The 16,489-nt window shown below is 73.7% G+C and carries 18 protein-coding genes; 16 read left to right on the forward strand and 2 right to left on the reverse strand.

Features of this window, described 5'->3' with window-relative positions; all coding sequences use genetic code 11:
- Positions 1-8 precede the first annotated feature (8 nt).
- On the forward strand, positions 9-419 hold the full coding sequence (locus ATJ88_RS06080) for a RidA family protein (protein ID WP_098463050.1): 411 nt from the start codon (positions 9-11) through the stop codon (positions 417-419).
- A gap of 46 nt (positions 420-465) precedes the next feature.
- Here the strand turns inward: ATJ88_RS06080 and ATJ88_RS06085 are convergent, their stop codons facing one another.
- A complete protein-coding gene (locus tag ATJ88_RS06085; RefSeq protein WP_098463051.1) occupies positions 466-1,416 on the reverse strand; it encodes a DUF4349 domain-containing protein in 951 nt (316 codons plus the stop codon).
- 176 nt (positions 1,417-1,592) lie between these two features.
- Here ATJ88_RS06085 and ATJ88_RS06090 point away from each other — a divergent pair, with 176 nt between their 5' ends.
- The 9 genes from ATJ88_RS06090 to ATJ88_RS06130 all read left to right on the forward strand — a co-directional run bounded on the left by ATJ88_RS06090 (position 1,593) and on the right by ATJ88_RS06130 (position 11,611).
- The gene (locus tag ATJ88_RS06090) at positions 1,593-2,747 is read left to right on the forward strand and encodes an ROK family transcriptional regulator (protein ID WP_098463052.1); all 1,155 of its coding nucleotides are present in this window, start codon (positions 1,593-1,595) and stop codon (positions 2,745-2,747) included.
- Between the two features lie 72 nt (positions 2,748-2,819).
- Positions 2,820-4,157 carry an extracellular solute-binding protein gene (locus ATJ88_RS06095; RefSeq protein WP_098463053.1) on the forward strand — a complete coding sequence of 446 codons (1,338 nt, stop codon included), beginning with the start codon at positions 2,820-2,822 and terminating at the stop codon, positions 4,155-4,157.
- A 77-nt stretch (positions 4,158-4,234) separates the two neighbouring features.
- Positions 4,235-5,176 (forward strand): carbohydrate ABC transporter permease, encoded by a 942-nt coding sequence (locus tag ATJ88_RS06100; RefSeq protein WP_098463054.1) that lies wholly within the window; start codon positions 4,235-4,237, stop codon positions 5,174-5,176.
- A complete protein-coding gene (locus ATJ88_RS06105) occupies positions 5,173-6,120 on the forward strand; it encodes a carbohydrate ABC transporter permease (RefSeq protein ID WP_098463055.1) in 948 nt (315 codons plus the stop codon). The genes ATJ88_RS06100 and ATJ88_RS06105 overlap by 4 nt, the downstream gene beginning before the upstream one ends.
- 1 nt (position 6,121) lies before the next feature.
- Positions 6,122-7,111, forward strand: a complete 990-nt coding sequence (locus ATJ88_RS06110; protein WP_245852182.1) for an ROK family protein — start codon at positions 6,122-6,124, stop codon at positions 7,109-7,111.
- A 75-nt stretch (positions 7,112-7,186) separates the two neighbouring features.
- Positions 7,187-8,500 carry an extracellular solute-binding protein gene (locus ATJ88_RS06115; RefSeq protein ID WP_245852184.1) on the forward strand — a complete coding sequence of 438 codons (1,314 nt, stop codon included), beginning with the start codon at positions 7,187-7,189 and terminating at the stop codon, positions 8,498-8,500.
- A gap of 49 nt (positions 8,501-8,549) precedes the next feature.
- Complete coding sequence (gene nagB, locus ATJ88_RS06120) at positions 8,550-9,332, forward strand: glucosamine-6-phosphate deaminase (RefSeq protein ID WP_098463057.1); 783 nt, start codon at positions 8,550-8,552, stop codon at positions 9,330-9,332.
- Between the two features lie 96 nt (positions 9,333-9,428).
- The gene (locus tag ATJ88_RS06125; protein ID WP_098463058.1) at positions 9,429-9,755 is read left to right on the forward strand and encodes a DUF3039 domain-containing protein; all 327 of its coding nucleotides are present in this window, start codon (positions 9,429-9,431) and stop codon (positions 9,753-9,755) included.
- Positions 9,752-11,611, forward strand: a complete 1,860-nt coding sequence (locus tag ATJ88_RS06130; protein ID WP_098463059.1) for a DEAD/DEAH box helicase — start codon at positions 9,752-9,754, stop codon at positions 11,609-11,611. The genes ATJ88_RS06125 and ATJ88_RS06130 overlap by 4 nt, the downstream gene beginning before the upstream one ends.
- A 10-nt stretch (positions 11,612-11,621) precedes the next feature.
- Here the strand turns inward: ATJ88_RS06130 and ATJ88_RS06135 are convergent, their stop codons facing one another.
- The gene (locus tag ATJ88_RS06135; protein ID WP_245852607.1) at positions 11,622-13,019 is read right to left on the reverse strand and encodes a nicotinate phosphoribosyltransferase; all 1,398 of its coding nucleotides are present in this window, start codon (positions 13,017-13,019) and stop codon (positions 11,622-11,624) included.
- 137 nt (positions 13,020-13,156) lie between these two features.
- Between ATJ88_RS06135 and clpS the strand changes: the two genes are divergently transcribed.
- The 6 genes from clpS to ATJ88_RS06165 all read left to right on the forward strand — a co-directional run bounded on the left by clpS (position 13,157) and on the right by ATJ88_RS06165 (position 16,488).
- Positions 13,157-13,465: an ATP-dependent Clp protease adapter ClpS gene (gene clpS / locus ATJ88_RS06140; protein ID WP_211287556.1), complete on the forward strand. Its 309-nt coding sequence runs from the start codon at positions 13,157-13,159 to the stop codon at positions 13,463-13,465.
- Complete coding sequence (locus tag ATJ88_RS06145; RefSeq protein WP_098463062.1) at positions 13,462-14,082, forward strand: DUF2017 family protein; 621 nt, start codon at positions 13,462-13,464, stop codon at positions 14,080-14,082. Before clpS ends, ATJ88_RS06145 begins: the two co-directional genes overlap by 4 nt.
- Before the next feature lie 138 nt (positions 14,083-14,220).
- Complete coding sequence (murI, locus tag ATJ88_RS06150; RefSeq protein WP_098463063.1) at positions 14,221-15,024, forward strand: glutamate racemase; 804 nt, start codon at positions 14,221-14,223, stop codon at positions 15,022-15,024.
- Positions 15,021-15,827: an MBL fold metallo-hydrolase gene (locus ATJ88_RS06155; RefSeq protein ID WP_098463064.1), complete on the forward strand. Its 807-nt coding sequence runs from the start codon at positions 15,021-15,023 to the stop codon at positions 15,825-15,827. The genes murI and ATJ88_RS06155 overlap by 4 nt, the downstream gene beginning before the upstream one ends.
- Positions 15,824-16,123, forward strand: a complete 300-nt coding sequence (locus ATJ88_RS06160) for a hypothetical protein (RefSeq protein ID WP_098463065.1) — start codon at positions 15,824-15,826, stop codon at positions 16,121-16,123. Before ATJ88_RS06155 ends, ATJ88_RS06160 begins: the two co-directional genes overlap by 4 nt.
- On the forward strand, positions 16,120-16,488 hold the full coding sequence (locus tag ATJ88_RS06165; protein WP_098463066.1) for a DUF3054 domain-containing protein: 369 nt from the start codon (positions 16,120-16,122) through the stop codon (positions 16,486-16,488). The genes ATJ88_RS06160 and ATJ88_RS06165 overlap by 4 nt, the downstream gene beginning before the upstream one ends.
- The last annotated feature ends 1 nt before the right edge of the window (position 16,489 follow it).

Consider the following 16,489-nt stretch of genomic DNA (forward strand, 5'->3'; position numbering starts at 1 on the left):
GAGGAGCGATGAGCAAGACCCCCATCAGCACGCCCCACGCACCGGCGCCCGCCCACACCTTCCACCAGGGGGTGCGGCGTGGCCCGTTCCTCCAGGTGTCGGGGCAGGGGCCGGTCGACCCGGCGTCGGGGGAGTACCTGCACCCGGGCGACGTGGCCGCGCAGACCACCCGCACGCTGGAGAACGTCCGGGCGATCGTGGAGGCGGGCGGCGCCACGTTCGACGACGTGATGATGCTGCGCGTGTACCTGACGACGCGGGACGACTTCGCGGCGATGAACGAGGCCTACGGCGCGTTCGTGCAGGAGCACTGCCCGTCCGGCGTGCTGCCGTCGCGCACCACCGTCATGACGGGGCTGCCGCGGGAGGAGATGCTGGTCGAGATCGACGCCTTCGCGGTGGTCGACGACCAGGCCTGACGAAGGGGGCCGCCGGGGCGGGGTGACGCCCGCCCCGGCGACACGTCTACGGGGTGAGCGCGGGCTCGCGCTCGGGGTCCTGCACGGGGGCCCCGGGGGCGGGCCCGTCGTCGTCCCCGGGACCGTGGTCCCCGCCGCCGGGCCCGGTGGGCGGCGTGGCCCGGCGGCGGCGCACCAGCCGGTAGACGACGTAGGCCGCGGCGACGGGCAGGAGCCAGGGCAGCAGCACGCCGACGACGAGGACGACGGTGCCGACGGTCGCGACGAGCGCCGCCCACCCGGTGCCGAGCCCGTCGACGAACCCGCTGCGCGGCGCGGCGACGGGGGCCGAGGTGGCGGTGACGGAGATGTCGATGGTGGACATCGCGACCTGGTCGCTGAGCGCCTCGCGCTGGGCGACGAGCGAGTCGAGGTCGGTCTGGCGCGCCGCCAGCTCGCGCTCGACGTCGAGCAGGTCCGCGGTGGTGGCCGCCGAGCCCATGAGCTCGGTGAGCCGGGTGGTGGAGGTCGTCAGCGCGGAGATCCGGGCGTCGAGGTCCTGGCCCTGGCTGGTGACGTCCTGGCGGCCGATCTCGACGCGGCGCAGCTCGGCGACGTCCGCGAGCGCGTCGACGGTGCCGGTGGTGAGGTCGACGGGCAGGCGGGCGGTGGCCGAGGCGTAGCCGGGCTCGCCGTCGGTGCCGGGGGACTCGACGAGGTTCTCGATGCGCCCGCCCGCCTGCTCGACCATGCGGACGATCTCGTCGATCGTCGCCACGGGGTCGTCGGCCACGAGCTCGGCCCAGCCGGTGACGACGACCTCGCGGTCGACGACCGCGCTCTCCTCGTCGGCGGCGCCGGGGGCGACGGAGGCGGCGGCCCCGGCGTCCTGCTGGGCGACGGAGCCGCCGGACTCCGCGGTGCTCTCGTCGGCGCCGGACCCCGAGCAGGCGGCGAGGGCGAGCGTGATCAGCAGCGCGAGGGCCGTGCCGGCGACCGGGCGCGCGGGAGACGTCATGGGTCGACTCTAGGGCGCTGACCTGCTGGGACGGCGGGGCTGGTGCCGATCGTGATGGGACCGTGCCATGGTCGTGACCTGCGCGCGTCCTGCGCGCCGCGCACCCGGAGTAACGATCCGATAACGAAGGAGTGCGGACATTGACCGAGGCTTGTAAGGACGGTGTACTAACAAACATGACCACGACGACGACACGTCCCGGCCGACGAGGGCTGGGCAACGGTCTGCGCGCCACCTCGAAGGTGCTCCCCGAGCACGCTCGCGCGCACAACCGGTCCCTCGTGCTCCAGCACCTCTTCCACGAGGGCCCCACCTCCCGCGCCGACCTCGCGCGGGCCACCGGGCTCACCCGCGTCACCATCTCCGACCTCGTCAACGTCCTCCTCGCGGAGGCGCTCGTCGAGGAGCTCGGCACGCAGCCCGGCCGCCGGGTCGGCAAGCCCGCCATCCTCGTCGGGATGCGCACCGACGCCTACCAGATCGTCGCGCTCGACCTGTCCGACGACACCGTGCTGCGCGGCGCGGTCCTCACCCTGACGGGCGAGGCCGTCGAGCGCCAGTCGCTCGCGGTGGACGGCCGTCGCGGGGACGACCTCGTCGACCTCCTCGGCCGGTTCGCCCGTCGCCTCGTCGCCGCCGCGACCCGCCCCGTCATCGGCATCGGCGTCGGCTCGCCCGGCGTCGTGGACCCGTCGGGCCGCGTCGTCGAGGCGCCCAACGTCGAGTGGACCGACCTGCCGCTCGCCGCCGTGCTGAGCGACCGTCTCGGCCTGCCCGTCCACGTCGCCAACGACGCCAACTCCGCCGCCCTGGCCGAGTACACCTACGGCGGTGCCACCGGGTCCACGCTCGTCCTCACGGTCGGCAAGGGCGTCGGTGCCGGGGTCATGGTCGACGGCGCGCGCGTCCACGGGGCGCGGGACGCCGCCGGCGAGCTCGGCCACGTCACGGTCGTCGACACCGGCGGCGAGGTGTGCGCCTGCGGTCGCACCGGCTGCCTGGAGACGGTGCTGTCCGCGCCCGCGCTGCGCCGCGCGGTCGAGGGCCTCGACGACGCCGCCGCCGACGCCGTCCTGGCGGACGTCGGGCAGACCCTCGGTCGTGTCCTCGCCCCGGTGGTCAGCGTGCTCGACCTGCGCGAGGTGATCCTCGCGGGGCCGCCGGAGCTCCTGGCCGGCCCGCTGGGCGAGGCCGCGCTGGCGACCATCACCGCTCGCACCATGCCCACCATCGCGGCCGGCCTGGAGCTGCGCATGTCCACCCTCGACGACGACGCCGTCCTGGCCGGGGCCGCCGTCCTCGTGCTCGGGGCGCAGCTCGGAGTCTCCTGATCCCCCCGACCCCCAACCCCCGCCGGACGGCTCGGCTCGAGCCGCCCGACACCCAGTGAGAGGAAATCCCCAGTGAAGAGGAACCGTCTCGTCGCCGCGACCGCGGCGTCGACCATCACCCTGGCGCTCACGCTCACCGCGTGCTCGTCCGAGTCCGAGGCCCCGGCGGAGTCCGAGGAGACCACGGCGGCCGAGGTCGAGCCCGGCGACATCACCCTGTGGGTCGCCGGTGGCGACACGCCGGAGCCGCTGCGCGAGTACCTCGTCGAGACCTTCGAGTCCGAGAACCCCGGCTCGAGCCTCACCATCGAGCAGCAGGACTGGACCGACCTCGTCACCAAGCTGACGACGGCCCTGCCCGACGCCGCGAACACCCCGGACGTCGTCGAGCTCGGCAACACGCAGGCGCCGACCTTCACCTACGCGGGCGCGTTCCGCGAGATCTCCCCGGAGCTCTACGAGGAGCTCGGCGGCGAGAACCTGCTGCAGTCCTTCGTGGACGCCGGTTCGGTGGACGACACCGTCTACGCCCTGCCGTACTACTTCGGCTCGCGCTACATGTTCTACCGCGCGGACGTCTGGGAGAAGGCCGGGGTCGAGGTCCCGACCACGCTCGAGGAGTTCGGCACCGCGGTCAACGAGCTCAAGACCAAGAACATGTCCGGCTTCGCCCTGGGCGGCCAGGACTGGCGCAACGGCATCTCCTGGGTGTTCGCGAACGGCGGCGAGCTCGCCGTCAAGGAGGGCGACCAGTGGGTCTCCACCCTGTCCGACCCGAACACGGTCGCGGGCCTGGAGCAGTGGCAGGACGTCTACTCCGCCTCGAACCTGCCGGCGACCGAGCGTGACGTCGCCTACTGGGACTTCCTGAACGACGCCGAGGACGGTGGCGACCCCGCCGCCGCGACCATCATGGCGCCGGGCTGGGCCCGCTGGTCCATCGGTGACCTCACCACCAACGACGACGGTGACGAGGTCCGCGACGGCATGGCGGACGAGTCCAAGTTCGACATCTTCGCCCTGCCGGGTGTCGACGGCGGCCTGGCCCCGGTCTTCGCCGGTGGTTCGAACCTCGCCATCTCGGCGCAGTCGCAGCACCCGGAGCTCTCCGAGAACCTCCTGCGGATCATCTACTCGGAGGAGTACCAGACCCTCCTCGCCGAGAACGGTCTCGGTCCGGCCAACACCGAGTACACCGACGTGATGGCCACCGACAAGTTCGGTGAGGTCACCGTCGAGACCGCCAAGGCCTCGAAGCTCACCCCGGCCGCCCCGGGCTGGGCCGCCATCGAGGGTGCCTTCGTCTACGAGGAGCTCTTCCAGAAGATCGCCGAGGGTGGTGACGTGACCGCTCTCGCCACCGAGTACGACGAGAAGCTCACGCCGATGCTCAACGGCCAGGCCGGCTGACGCCGACCGACACCCCTCCGTGGGCGGGGCGGCGACCCGTCGCCCCGCCCTCGGTACGACCGGAGAAGGACCCTCGTATGACCAGTCCCGCGCAGGCAGCGCCCCAGGCGCCGGCGGTGGAGATCCGGCACCGACGCCGCCCCGTCGTCCCGTACATCCTGCTGATCCCGTCCGTGGTGGCGCTGCTCGTCGGCCTCGGCTATCCCGTCTACTGGCAGGTCGTCACCTCCATGCAGGAGTTCGGTCTCCTGCAGCAGTTCGGTGCGCCGCCGACCTTCGTCGGGCTGGACAACTACGTCCGCATCTTCACCGACGAGCGACTGTGGATCGTCGTCGGCCGGTCGATCGTCTTCTGCCTGGTCAACGCCTTCGTCACGGTCGCCGTGGGCATGGGTCTCGCCCTGCTCATGCGTGCCGTGCACGGCGCGGTGCGCATCACCATCCAGATCGCGCTGCTGCTCGCGTGGGCGACCCCGATGGTCGCCGCCGTCACCGTCTTCCGGTGGCTGTTCGACTACCGCACCGGTGTCGTCAACTACCTCCTGCAGAACGTCGGCGTCACGCCGCCGCACGGCGGCGCCTGGCTCTCGGACCCCCTGACGTTCTTCGTCGTCGCGTCCCTGGTCATCATCTGGATGTCCGTGCCGTTCGTCGCGATGTCCGTCTACGCGGGCCTCACGCAGGTCTCCGAGGAGATGCTCGAGGCCGCGCGCCTCGACGGCGCCAACGGTGGCCAGATCCTGCGCCACATCCTCCTGCCCCTGGTCCGCCCGGTGCTCGCGATCGTCCTGCTGCTGCAGATCATCTGGGACCTGCGCGTCTTCGCCCAGATCCGCCTGCTCCAGGACGCCGGCGCCCCGGTCTCGGAGACCAACCTCCTGGGCAACTTCATCTACGAGCTCGGTATCGGCCAGCAGGACTTCGCCGGTGCCGCCGCCGTCTCGATCTTCGTCCTGCTGCTGACCGTCGTGCTCTCCGCGCCGTACGTCCGTAGCCTCATGAAGGAGGACGCAGCATGAGCGCCGCGACCACTTCCCCGGTTCCCGCCACGGACGGCGCGTCCGCCCCCGGCACCCCGACCGGCGTCGAGCTCCGGCCGGCCCCGCGTCGTCGGTTCCGTCCCGGCAAGGTCCTGCTGAGCCTGCTCGGGATCGCCGTCGCCCTGGCCTGGGTGTTCCCCGTCTACTGGATGCTGCTGTCGGCCGTCACCCCGAACGCCCGGCTGCGCAGCACCACCCCCACCTTCCTGCCGATCTACTTCACGACGTCGAACTTCGAGTCCGTCATCACCGACGGCGGGTTCACCAAGGCGCTCGGCATGAGCCTCATGATCACGGGCGTCACCCTCGTGTGCGTCCTCGTCTTCGCGTTCTTCGGCGCGCTCGCGATCAGCCGGTGGAAGTTCCGCGGCCGCACCGCCTTCATCCTCGCCGTGCTGTTCATCCAGATGCTGCCGGCCGAGGGCCTGTTCATCGCGCAGTACAAGATGCTCTCGACGTTCGGCGAGACCGCCCCGATGTTCGGCCTCAACTCCGTCCTGGGCATCTCGATCCTCTACACGGCGATGCTCATCCCCTTCACGATCTGGATGCTGCGCGGGTTCGTCGCGGGCGTCCCGGCCGAGCTGGAGGAGGCCGCGATGGTCGACGGGCTGTCCCGCACCAAGGCGTTCATCCGCATCACGTTCCCGCTGCTGGCACCCGGCCTCGTCGCCTCCGGCGTCTACGCGTTCCTCCAGGCGTGGAACGAGTTCACGACGGCCCTGGTCGTCCTGCCCGCCGAGTCCAAGCAGACGCTGCCGGTCTGGCTGCGCAGCTTCCTGTCCGCCTCGGCGAACCAGGGCATCAACTGGGCCGAGGTGATGGCGGCCTCCACCCTGATCGCGATCCCGGTCATCGTCTTCTTCATGATCGTCCAGGGCCGGATGACCTCCGGGCTCGTGTCCGGAGCGGTGAAGGGCTGACGTGAACGACCTCGCAACGGCGACGCCCGTGGCGTCGCCCGGCCTGAGCGTGGGCCTGGACATCGGCGGCACCAAGACCCTCGCGGTCCTGCTCGCCCCGGACGGCGCGGTCCTCGCGCAGTCGCGCCTCGCCACGGAGCAGGGCGCGGCCGGGGTGATCGACGGTGCCGTCCGGGCCGTGGAAGGCGTGACCCGGCAGGCCGGGGTGCCCGTCTCCGCGGTCACGGGCGTGGGCGTCGGCGTGCCCGGCCTGGTCGACGCGGACGACGGCACGGTGCGCCACGCGGTGAACCTCGGCCTCAACGGCGACCCCCTGGAGCTCGCGGCCCTGCTGTCGGATCGTCTCGGCGGCGTCGGCGTGGAGGTCGAGAACGACCTCAACGCCGCCGCCGTCGGCGCGGCCCACCTCGTCGAGGCCGAGAGTGGCAGCGGTGCCACCGACCTGGCGTTCCTCGCCCTGGGGACGGGCCTGGCGGCCGGTCTGGTGCTCGGCGGCCGGCTCCGGCGCGGCGCCTCCGGGGCCGCGGGGGAGATCGGGCACGTCCCGGTCGACCCGGCGGGCCCGCTGTGCGGCTGCGGCCAGCGCGGCTGCCTCGAGCTGTACGCGTCCGGCACGGCCGTGTCCACGATGTGGCCGTCCCGGGGCGACCGGCCGGCGCCCGTGGAGCTCTTCGATGCCGCCGCGCGGGGTGACCTCGCCGCGATCGCCGCCCGCGACCGGTACGCTCGCGCCGTCGCCGCCGCCGTGCGGATGCTCGTGCTGAGCGTCGACGTGCAGCACGTCGTGCTCGGTGGTGGCGTCGCCCAGCTCGGCGTCCCGCTCCTGGACGCCGTGCGCTCCGCCCTGACCGACGAGTCCGACCTCTCGCCGTTCCTGCGCTCGCTGGACCTGCCCGCGCGGGTCCGGCTGGCCCCGGGACGCGTGCCGGTCGGCGCGGTCGGTGCGGCGGTCGTCGGGCGCGGTCCCACCGCGCGGGCGACCCGCCCGTAACGAACGAACCCCGAGCCGGAGCGCGGCACCCACCCCCCTGACCGCGCCCGGCACGACCGAGAGGACACCCACCCCGTGAACCCCCGTCGTCGCGCCGCGGCCCTTGCCGCGACCTTGGCGCTGGTCCCTGCCCTTGCCGCCTGCGGGTCCGGTGAGCCGGTCCCGGAGAGCTCGAACGACATCGTGATGTGGCTGGTCGGCCCCGACACGGGCGACGCCCTGCGCGAGCACCTCGTCACGACGTTCGAGGAGCGCAACCCCGGCGCCACGCTCACGATCGAGGAGAAGGACTGGTCGACGATCCTCGAGGACCTCGACACGTCCCTCGGTGACCCCGCGCTCACGCCGGACGTCGTCGAGATGGGCAACACCCAGGCCCCGACGTACACGACGGCGGGCGCGTTCCGCGAGATCTCCCCGGAGCTGTACGCCGAGCTCGGCGGCGACGACCTGCTCCAGTCGTTCGTCGAGGCCGGCTCCGTCGACGGGACCGTCTACGCGCTGCCCTACTACTTCGGCTCCCGGTACGTCTTCTACCGCAAGGACGTGTGGAAGGCCGCGGGCGTGGACGTGCCCAAGACGCTCGACGAGTTCGGCGACGCCGTCAAGAAGCTCCACGCCGACACGATGGCGGGCTTCGCCATGGGCGGCCAGGACTGGCGCAACGGCATCTCCTGGGTGTTCGCGAACGGCGGCGAGCTGGCCGTCAAGCAGGGCGACTCGTGGGTCTCGACGCTCTCCGACCCGAACACAGTCAAGGGTCTGGAGCAGTGGCAGGACGTCTACGTCAACGCCTCGTACCTCCCGGCCACCGAGATCGACAACTCCTACTGGGACTTCGTCAACGACGGCGTGGAGTCCGAGGCCCCGGCCGCGGCGACCATGATGGCGCCGGCGTGGGCCCGCTGGTCCATCGGTGACCTCGTGCGCAACGACGACGGTGCCGAGGTCCGCGACGGCATGGCGGACTCGAGCCGCTTCGACATCTTCGCGCTGCCCGGCGTCGACGGCGGCGTCGCCCCGGTGTTCGCCGGCGGCTCGAACCTGGCGATCTCCGCGATGACCCGCAACGTCGAGCTGTCCGAGGACCTGCTGCGCGTCGTCTACTCGGACGAGTACCAGACCCTCCTCGCGGAGTCGGGCCTGGGGCCGGCCAACCAGACGTTCACCGAGGCGATGGAGGGCGACAAGTTCGGGCGCACCCTCGTCGAGACGGCCCAGGCGTCCCAGCTGACGCCGCCCGCGCCGGGCTGGGCCGACATCGAGGCGCAGGGCATCTACGAGAACCTCTTCAAGGAGATCGCGCGCGGTGGCGACGTGGCGCAGGTCGCCGCGAAGTACGACGCGATCATCACGCCGCTGCTCGACGGCACGGCCGACGACGAGTGACCCCGGGGGTGCGGCGGCGCCGCGCCCCGGTGACAGGAAGGAAGGAACCATGGAGGTCGTGATCGCTCCCGCCGAGGAGCTCGCGGTGCTGGCCGCGGACGCGATCGAGGCGCTGCTGCGCCGTCGCTCCGACGCCGTGCTCGGGCTGGCGACGGGGTCGAGCCCGCTCAAGGTCTACGACGAGCTGGCTCGCCGGCACGCCGAGGAGGGGCTGTCGTTCGCGCAGGCCCGCGGCTTCATGCTCGACGAGTACGTGGGCCTCGACGCCGAGCACCCGGAGCGGTACCGCAACGTCATCGCGACCGAGATCGCGGAGCGCGTCCGGTGGCCGGCCGAGCAGGTCCAGGGGCCGGACGGCCTCGCCGCGGACCTGCCGGCGGCCTGCGCGGCCTACGAGGAGGCGATCGAGGCCGCCGGGGGCGTGGACCTGCAGATCCTCGGGATCGGCACGGACGGGCACATCGCGTTCAACGAGCCGGGGTCGTCGCTGGCCTCGCGCACGCGCATCAAGACGCTGACCCGGCAGACCCGCGTGGACAACGCGCGGTTCTTCGACGGTGACGTGGAGAAGGTGCCCACCCACTGCCTGACGCAGGGCCTCGGCACGATCATGGACGCCCGCCACCTGGTGCTCCTGGCCACGGGTCGCCAGAAGGCGGAGGCGGTGCACCAGCTCGTCGAGGGCCCGGTGTCCGCCCTGTGGCCGGCCACCGTGATGCAGCTCCACCCGCACGCGACGGTGCTGGTCGACGAGGCGGCGGCGTCGCGCCTCCAGCTCGCCGACTACTACCGCCAGACCTACGCCTCCAAGCCGTCCTGGCAGGGGCTCTGACCTCACGGGTCACGAGGCACCGGCAGCGTCCGCACGTGCGTCGGCTCACGCCGTCGCCGGGGACGATGTCGGTGCCTCACCCGTAGGATGAGGACCATGAGCGACCCCCTCTCCACGCCCCCCGCGGCTCCCTCGCAGGACCCGGGCGCGGGCACGAGCGTCCTCGAACGTCCGGACACGCGTGAGCAGACCGCGGAGCCCGGCGACCACGAGCGCTTCGCGCACTACGTGCGCAAGGAGAAGATCATGGAGTCCGCGATGTCGGGCAAGCCCGTGATCGCGCTCTGCGGCAAGGTGTGGGTCCCGGGCCGCGACCCGTCGAAGTTCCCGGTCTGCCCGGTCTGCAAGGAGATCTACGACGGTCTGCGCGAGCCGCAGGACGGCGACGGCGGCCAGGGCGACAAGGGCGGCACCGGCAAGTGAGTGCGGGGCCGCTGCCCGAGTCCGAGTCCGTCGACCTCTTCGCCGCCGCCGCCGAACCGACCGAGCCGCCCCGGCCGCTCCCGCAGTCGCCGTCCGCGTCGGCGGCGTCGCACCTCAGCCCGGCCTACCCGCGGCGCGCGCCGTGGGGCACGGCGTCGAACCTGCGCGCCTGGCAGGCCGAGGCGCTGTCGCTGTACCACGCGAAGGCGGGGCGCGACTTCCTCGCGGTCGCCACCCCCGGGGCGGGCAAGACGACGTTCGCGCTGCGCGTCGCGACCGAGCTGCTGGAGTCGGGCGTCGTCCGCCGGGTCACGGTCGTGGCGCCCACGGAGCACCTCAAGCACCAGTGGGCGGACGCCGCGGCGCGCGTCGGCATCCGCATCGACCCGTCGTTCAAGAACTCCCAGGGTCGGCACGGCACCCACTACGACGGTGTCGCGCTGACGTACGCGCAGGTGGCGGCCAAGCCGGCGCTGCACCGGGCCCGGACCGAGGCCGCGCGCACGCTGGTGATCCTCGACGAGGTGCACCACGGCGGTGACGCCCTGAGCTGGGGCGACGCCGTCCGTGAGGCGTTCGAGGACGCGACGCGCCGCCTGGCCCTGACGGGCACGCCGTTCCGGTCGGACACGGCCGCCATCCCGTTCGTCACCTACGAGGCCGACGCCGAGGGCATCCGGCGCTCGAAGGCCGACTACACGTACGGCTACGGCGACGCGCTGCGCGACCACGTCGTCCGCCCGGTGCTGTTCATGACGTACTCCGGCGAGATGCGCTGGCGCACCCGCGCCGGCGACGAGGTCAGCGCGCGCCTGGGCGAGCAGATGACCAAGGACATGCACGGTCAGGCGTGGCGGACCGCGCTCGACCCGAACGGCGAGTGGGTGCCGTCGGTGCTCGCCGCCGCGGACCAGCGCCTCACCGAGGTGCGGCGCGCGGTGCCGGACGCCGGCGGGCTCGTCATCGCGTCCGACCAGACGGACGCCCGCGCCTACGCCGGGCACCTCGCGCGCATCACGGGCACGAGCCCGACGGTCGTGCTCAGCGACGACGACGGCGCGAGCGCCCGCATCGACGAGTTCGCCGCGGGGACGCAGCGCTGGATGGTGGCCGTGCGCATGGTGTCCGAGGGCGTCGACGTGCCGCGGCTCGCCGTCGGCGTCTACGCGACGAGCACGTCCACGCCGCTGTTCTTCGCGCAGGCGGTCGGCCGGTTCGTGCGTGCCCGCAAGCGCGGCGAGACGGCGTCGGTGTTCCTGCCGTCGGTGCCGCTGCTCACGGGGCTCGCGAACGAGATGGAGGCGGAGCGGGACCACGCGCTCGACCGGCCGCAGACCGCCGAGGAGCAGGGGATCGAGTACGACCCCGAGGCGGCGCTCCTCGCGGCGGCCAACAAGGAGGAGAAGGCGTCGGGCGAGCTGACGGGCTCGTTCGAGGCGCTCGAGGCGCAGGCGTCGTTCGACCGTGTCCTGTTCGACGGCGGCGAGTTCGGCACCGGCGGCGAGATCGGGTCGGCGGCGGAGCAGGACTTCCTCGGCCTGCCGGGTCTGCTGGACGCCGACCAGGTGGGCCTGCTGCTGCGCCAGCACCAGGCGGCGCACTCGGCGGGCCGGTCCGGGGGCGACGCCGCGGCGGAGCTGGAGCGGTCGGAGCAGGAGCACCGGCGCGCGGCCGCGCTGCGCAAGGAGCTGTCCAAGCTGGTCTCCGCGTGGGCGCGCAAGGCGGGTCGCCCGCACGGGTCGGTGCACACCGAGCTGCGCCGCCGGTGCGGCGGACCCGAGGTGCCCCTCGCCACCGCCGACCAGCTCGAGGCCCGCGTCGAGATGGTCCGCGGCTGGTTCGTCGGCAAGCGCTGACGGACGTCCGTCAGCGCGCGACCGGCTCCGCGAGGGCGACCTCGACGGTCGGGATCGCGGGGTCGCCGTGCGAGAGGCGGCGAGCCCCCCGGGGCAGCTCGGCGCGGGAGGCCTGGTGCCGCTGCACCGCGTTCTCGACGCCGTACGCGCCGATCCAGCGGGAGTCCACGGCGCCGTCGACGACGAGCGGGACGTGCAGGGGTCGCAGCTCGCCCTCGCCGCCCACGGCGCCGTCGGGCTCCCACGCGGTGACGGCCTCGTCGGGGCCGGTGACGAGGACCTCCTCGACGGCGCGCCCGTCCCCGTCGAGCCGGCGGGCGGCCGCCTTGCGCCCGCCCCGGCTGCTCTTGCGCGCGGACGCCTTGGCGACGGGCTGCAGGACGCCGTCGGCGTCGGCGCGGGCCACGAGCTTGTAGACCATGCCGCAGGTGGGGGCGCCGGACCCGGTGACGACCGACGTCCCGACCCCGTAGCTGTCCACCGGGACGGCGGCGAGCCCGGCGATGGCGTACTCGTCGAGGTCGGAGCTGACGACGATCTTCGTGCCGCGCGCGCCGAGCGCGTCGAGCTGGGCGCGGACCTCCACCGCGAGGGTGCCGAGGTCGCCGGAGTCGAGGCGGACCGCACCGAGCGACGTCCCGGCGGCGGCCACGGCCCGCTCGACGCCACGGCGCACGTCGTAGGTGTCGACGAGCAGGGTGGTGCCGGGGCCGGACGCCGCGACCTGGGCCGCGAACGCGGACTCCTCGTCGTCGTGCAGCAGGGTGAACGCGTGCGCGGCGGTGCCGATGGTGGCCAGACCGTACCGGTAGCCGGCCTCCAGGTTGCTGGTGCCGGCGAACCCGGCCACGACGGCGGCCCGGGCCGCGGCGACGGCGGCCTGCTCGTGCGCGCGCCGCGAGCCCATCTCCAGGCAGGGCCGGCCGACGGCGGCGCTGGTCATGCGGGACGCCGCGGACGCGACGGCCGAGTCGTGGTTGAGGATCGACAGCAGCAGGGTCTCCAGCAGCACGGCCTCGGCGAACGTGCCCTCGACCTGCAGCACGGGGGAGCCGGGGAAGAACGTCTCGCCCTCGGCGTACCCGGTCACGGTGCCGGTGAAGCGGTAGCCGTGCAGGAAGTCGAGGGTGCGTTCGTCGACGACCCCGGTGTCGCGCAGGTAGGACAGCTCGGCGTCGCCGAACCGGAACGCCGACAGCGCCTCCAGGACGCGGCCCGTGCCCGCCAGGACGCCGTACCGGCGGCCCGCGGGGAGCCGGCGCGTGAAGACCTCGAAGACGCAGTGGCGGTGCGCGGTGCCGTCCGCGAGCGCGGCCTGGAGCATGGTGAGCTCGTACCGGTCGGTGAGCAGCGCCAGCGACGGCCGGACCGTCGGCAGGGGTGCGGCGGGCAGGACCTCGGGGAGCATGACCCGTCCCAGCGGGACGCCGTCGACCCGTCGCTCGTCGTTCATGGGGACCACGGTACGGGTCACGGGGAGATCACGGCGGTCGGTGCCGGATCGCGGACGCCGCGCGGCCTGCGCCTAGGCTGGTGCCCGTGACGATCACGAGCGCCGACACGGTCGAGGAGACGGGCACGGCTGCCTCGGCACAGGTCGCGGACCCCTGGGTGACGATCGTGTGGAATGACCCGGTCAACCTCATGAGCTACGTGTCCTACGTCTTCGAGAGCTACTTCGGGCACCCGCCCGACAAGGCCCGGCGGCTCATGCTGCAGGTGCACCACGAGGGCAGGGCCGTGGTGTCGGCGGGACCCCGGGAGCGGATGGAGGTCGACGTGCAGGCGATGCACGGGTTCGGGCTGTGGGCCACGATGCAGCCGTCGGACGCGCCGGGCGGGGCGGACGCATGACGCCGTTCCGGTCCACGCCCGCCGGGTTCGCCGCCCGGTGGGAGCCGGTCGAGCGGCAGGTGCTGGCGCGGGTGGCCCGTGACGTCGCGGGCCTCGTACGGGCGGACGCCGGGCTGCCCGAGGACGTGGATCCGGACTCGGCGTTCACGGGCGTGCCCCGGGTCCCGGTCGACCCGGCGGTGCAGCGGCTGCTGCCCGACGCGCACCGCGACGACGCGGAGGCCGCGGCCGAGTTCCGTCACCTCACGCAGACGGACCTCGCGGCGGGCAAGGTGCGGCGTCTGGAGGAGTTCGCGCGGCGCGTGGGCGGCGACGACGAGGACGCCCCGCCCGAGGGGCAGGTCCTGGTGCCGCGCGAGGACGCCGAGGCGTTCGCGGGTGCGCTGACGGACGTGCGGCTCGTGCTGGCCGAGCGGCTGTCCCTCGAGGACGACGACGCCGTGGAGCGGCTGCACGACGCGGTGGTCGGCGGTGAGACGGACGACCTGCGTCCCCCGGAGGGGATGGACGCCGAGCAGTGGGTCTACTGGGGCGGGGTGTTCGTCGCGGCCGGGTTCGCCCAGGAGTCGCTGATGGACGAGCTGCTGTCCGAGCTGCGGGCCCGCCGGCCCCGGTGACGTCGCCGTGGCGTCCGTCCCGCACGCCGGACGTGCACGTCTCGTGAGGGGTGCGGGGCGGACCTGTGTCGGGGGCCACGCCGTGTCGGTCGTCACGACGCCGCCTGCGACGGCCTCGTCGCGGATAGGCTGCGAGCCGTGAACGACGCCCCGATCGGAATCTTCGACAGCGGTGTGGGCGGCCTGACGGTCGCCCGCTCGGTGCTCGACCAGCTCCCGCACGAGCAGCTGCTCTACATCGGTGACACGGCGAACAGCCCGTACGGCCCGAAGCCGCTCGCCGCGGTGCGGGCGATGGCGCTGGACGTCATGGACCGGCTGGTCGACGCCGGGGTGAAGATGCTGGTCATCGCGTGCAACTCCGCGACGGCGGTCGCGCTGCCGGACGCGCGCGAGCGGTACACGGTGCGTCGCGGCATCCCGGTGGTGGAGGTGATCCGCCCGGCGGCGCGCCGCGCGGTGCTCGCCTCGCGCACGGGCCGGATCGGCGTCATCGGCACGACGGCGACCGTGGACTCGCGCGCCTACGACGACGCCTTCCACGTGACGCCCGGGCTGGAGATCACCACGCAGGCGTGCCCGGAGTTCGTGCCGCTGGTGGAGGCGGGGGTGACGTCGGGGCCGGAGGTCCTGGAGGTCGCGCACCGGTACCTCGACCCGGTGAAGGCGGCCGACGTGGACACGCTGGTGCTGGGCTGCACCCACTACCCGCTGCTGTCGGGGGTCGTGTCCTACATCATGGGGGAGGGCGTCACCCTGGTGTCGAGCGCCGAGGAGACGGCGAAGGACGTGTACCGCAACCTGGTGGAGCACGGCCTGGAGCGGTCGCCCGACGCGCCGCCGCCGGTGCACCGGTTCCTCGCGACGGGCAGCCCGGCGCCGTTCGAACAGCTGGCCCGCCGGTTCCTCGGGCCCGAGGTCAACCTCGTGGAGGCGGCATGAGACTCGTCACGGTCGGCGTCGCCGGGTCGATGCCCGGTCCCGCCTCGCCCGCGTCCTGCTACCTGGTCCAGGTGGAGGACGGCGGCCGGACGTGGAACGTGCTGCTCGACCTCGGCGCGGGGTCGCTCGGCGCGCTCCAGCGGGTGGTGGACCCGGCCGACCTCGACGCGGTCGCGCTGTCCCACCTGCACCCGGACCACTGCTCGGACCTCAGCGGCCTGTACGTGTACCTGCGCTACCACCCCGAGCGGGGCTCGGTGGCCACGGGGGTGCCGCCGCGTCTGACGGTGCTCGGCCCGTCCGGCGCCCGGGAGCGGGCCGCGGCCATGTACGGCCTGACGCCCGGCGAGGACATGGACGACGAGTACGCGTTCGCCACCTGGCGCGCGGGGGAGCCCGTCCGGGTGGGGCCGCTGACCCTGGAACCGTTCGTCGTCGCGCACCCCGTCGAGGCGTACGGCGTGCGGGTCACGGGACCGTCGACGCTGCGCCCGGGGGAGTCGGCGACCCTCGTGTTCTCCGGCGACACCGACTACTGCGGCACCCTCGTCGAGGGCGCCCGGGACGCGGACCTGCTGCTGTGCGAGGCCGCGTTCCAGGAGGGGCGTGACGACGGCGTGGAGGCCGGCATCCACCTCACGGGCCGCCGGGCGGGCCGTGTCGCCGCCGAGGCGGGGGCGAGGGCGCTCGTGCTCACGCACCTCCAGCCGTGGACCGACCCCGACCTGACGCTGGCGGACGCCCGCGGCACGTACGACGGCCCGGTCGAGCTGGCGGTGGCCGGCGGCTCGCACGTCCTGTGACGTCGGCCGTGCGCCTCGGCGCGGGCGGGCGCGGCCCGTGGTGGGCCCTCGTCGCGGGGCTCACGGTCCTCGGCGTGCTCGAGGCGGTCCTCCTGCACTGGGCCGCCGACGCGCTCCTGCCCGCCGGCCCGGCCCGGGTGGTGGACGTCGTGGTGGGCGGCGCGACCGCGGCCCTGCTGCTGGTGATGGCGTCCCCCCTGTGGTCGCGCCACCGGGTGGCGAACGCCGTGTCCGTCGAGGACGCGGGCACCCTGGTGCGTGCGCTCGGGGGCCCGGCGGCTACGCTCGCCCCGTGACCAAGCTTCCCGCGTGGCCCGCCGTCGTCTGCGACGTGGTGTGCGTGCTCGTGTTCACCCTGGTCGGGACGGCCAGCCACGCCTCTGGCGGCTCCGCCGCGCACGTGGCTACCGTCGGCGCCCCGTTCCTCGTCGGTCTGGGCGTGGGGTGGCTCGCCACTCGTGCATGGCGCGCACCGGCGCAGGTCTGGCCGACGGGCGTCGCGGTCTGGTTCGCGACCGTGGTCCTCGGTCTGTTCCTCCGGCCCCTGCTCGGCGGCGGGTTCGCCTGGTCGTTCGCCCTGGTGACGGCGGTGTTCCTCGCGGCCACGATGCTCGGCTGGCGGCTGCTCGCCGCCCTCGCCGCCCGCCGCGCCCGGACCTGAC

Origin of the sequence: Isoptericola jiangsuensis, from assembly GCF_002563715.1 — a bacterium.
Taxonomy (GTDB): Bacteria; Actinomycetota; Actinomycetes; order Actinomycetales; family Cellulomonadaceae; genus Isoptericola; species Isoptericola jiangsuensis.

What these genes read in the sequence shown, in the direction of transcription:
- ATJ88_RS06080 (WP_098463050.1), top strand. Translation starts at nt 9, where the DNA reads ATGAGCAAGACCCCCATCAGCACGCCCCACGCACCGGCGCCCGCCCAC.
- ATJ88_RS06085 (WP_098463051.1), bottom strand. Translation starts at nt 1,416, where the DNA reads ATGACGTCTCCCGCGCGCCCGGTCGCCGGCACGGCCCTCGCGCTGCTG.
- ATJ88_RS06090 (WP_098463052.1), top strand. Translation starts at nt 1,593, where the DNA reads ATGACCACGACGACGACACGTCCCGGCCGACGAGGGCTGGGCAACGGT.
- ATJ88_RS06100 (WP_098463054.1), top strand. Translation starts at nt 4,235, where the DNA reads ATGACCAGTCCCGCGCAGGCAGCGCCCCAGGCGCCGGCGGTGGAGATC.
- ATJ88_RS06105 (WP_098463055.1), top strand. Translation starts at nt 5,173, where the DNA reads ATGAGCGCCGCGACCACTTCCCCGGTTCCCGCCACGGACGGCGCGTCC.
- nagB (WP_098463057.1), top strand. Translation starts at nt 8,550, where the DNA reads ATGGAGGTCGTGATCGCTCCCGCCGAGGAGCTCGCGGTGCTGGCCGCG.
- ATJ88_RS06125 (WP_098463058.1), top strand. Translation starts at nt 9,429, where the DNA reads ATGAGCGACCCCCTCTCCACGCCCCCCGCGGCTCCCTCGCAGGACCCG.
- ATJ88_RS06135 (WP_245852607.1), bottom strand. Translation starts at nt 13,019, where the DNA reads ATGCTCCCCGAGGTCCTGCCCGCCGCACCCCTGCCGACGGTCCGGCCG.
- ATJ88_RS06145 (WP_098463062.1), top strand. Translation starts at nt 13,462, where the DNA reads ATGACGCCGTTCCGGTCCACGCCCGCCGGGTTCGCCGCCCGGTGGGAG.
- ATJ88_RS06155 (WP_098463064.1), top strand. Translation starts at nt 15,021, where the DNA reads ATGAGACTCGTCACGGTCGGCGTCGCCGGGTCGATGCCCGGTCCCGCC.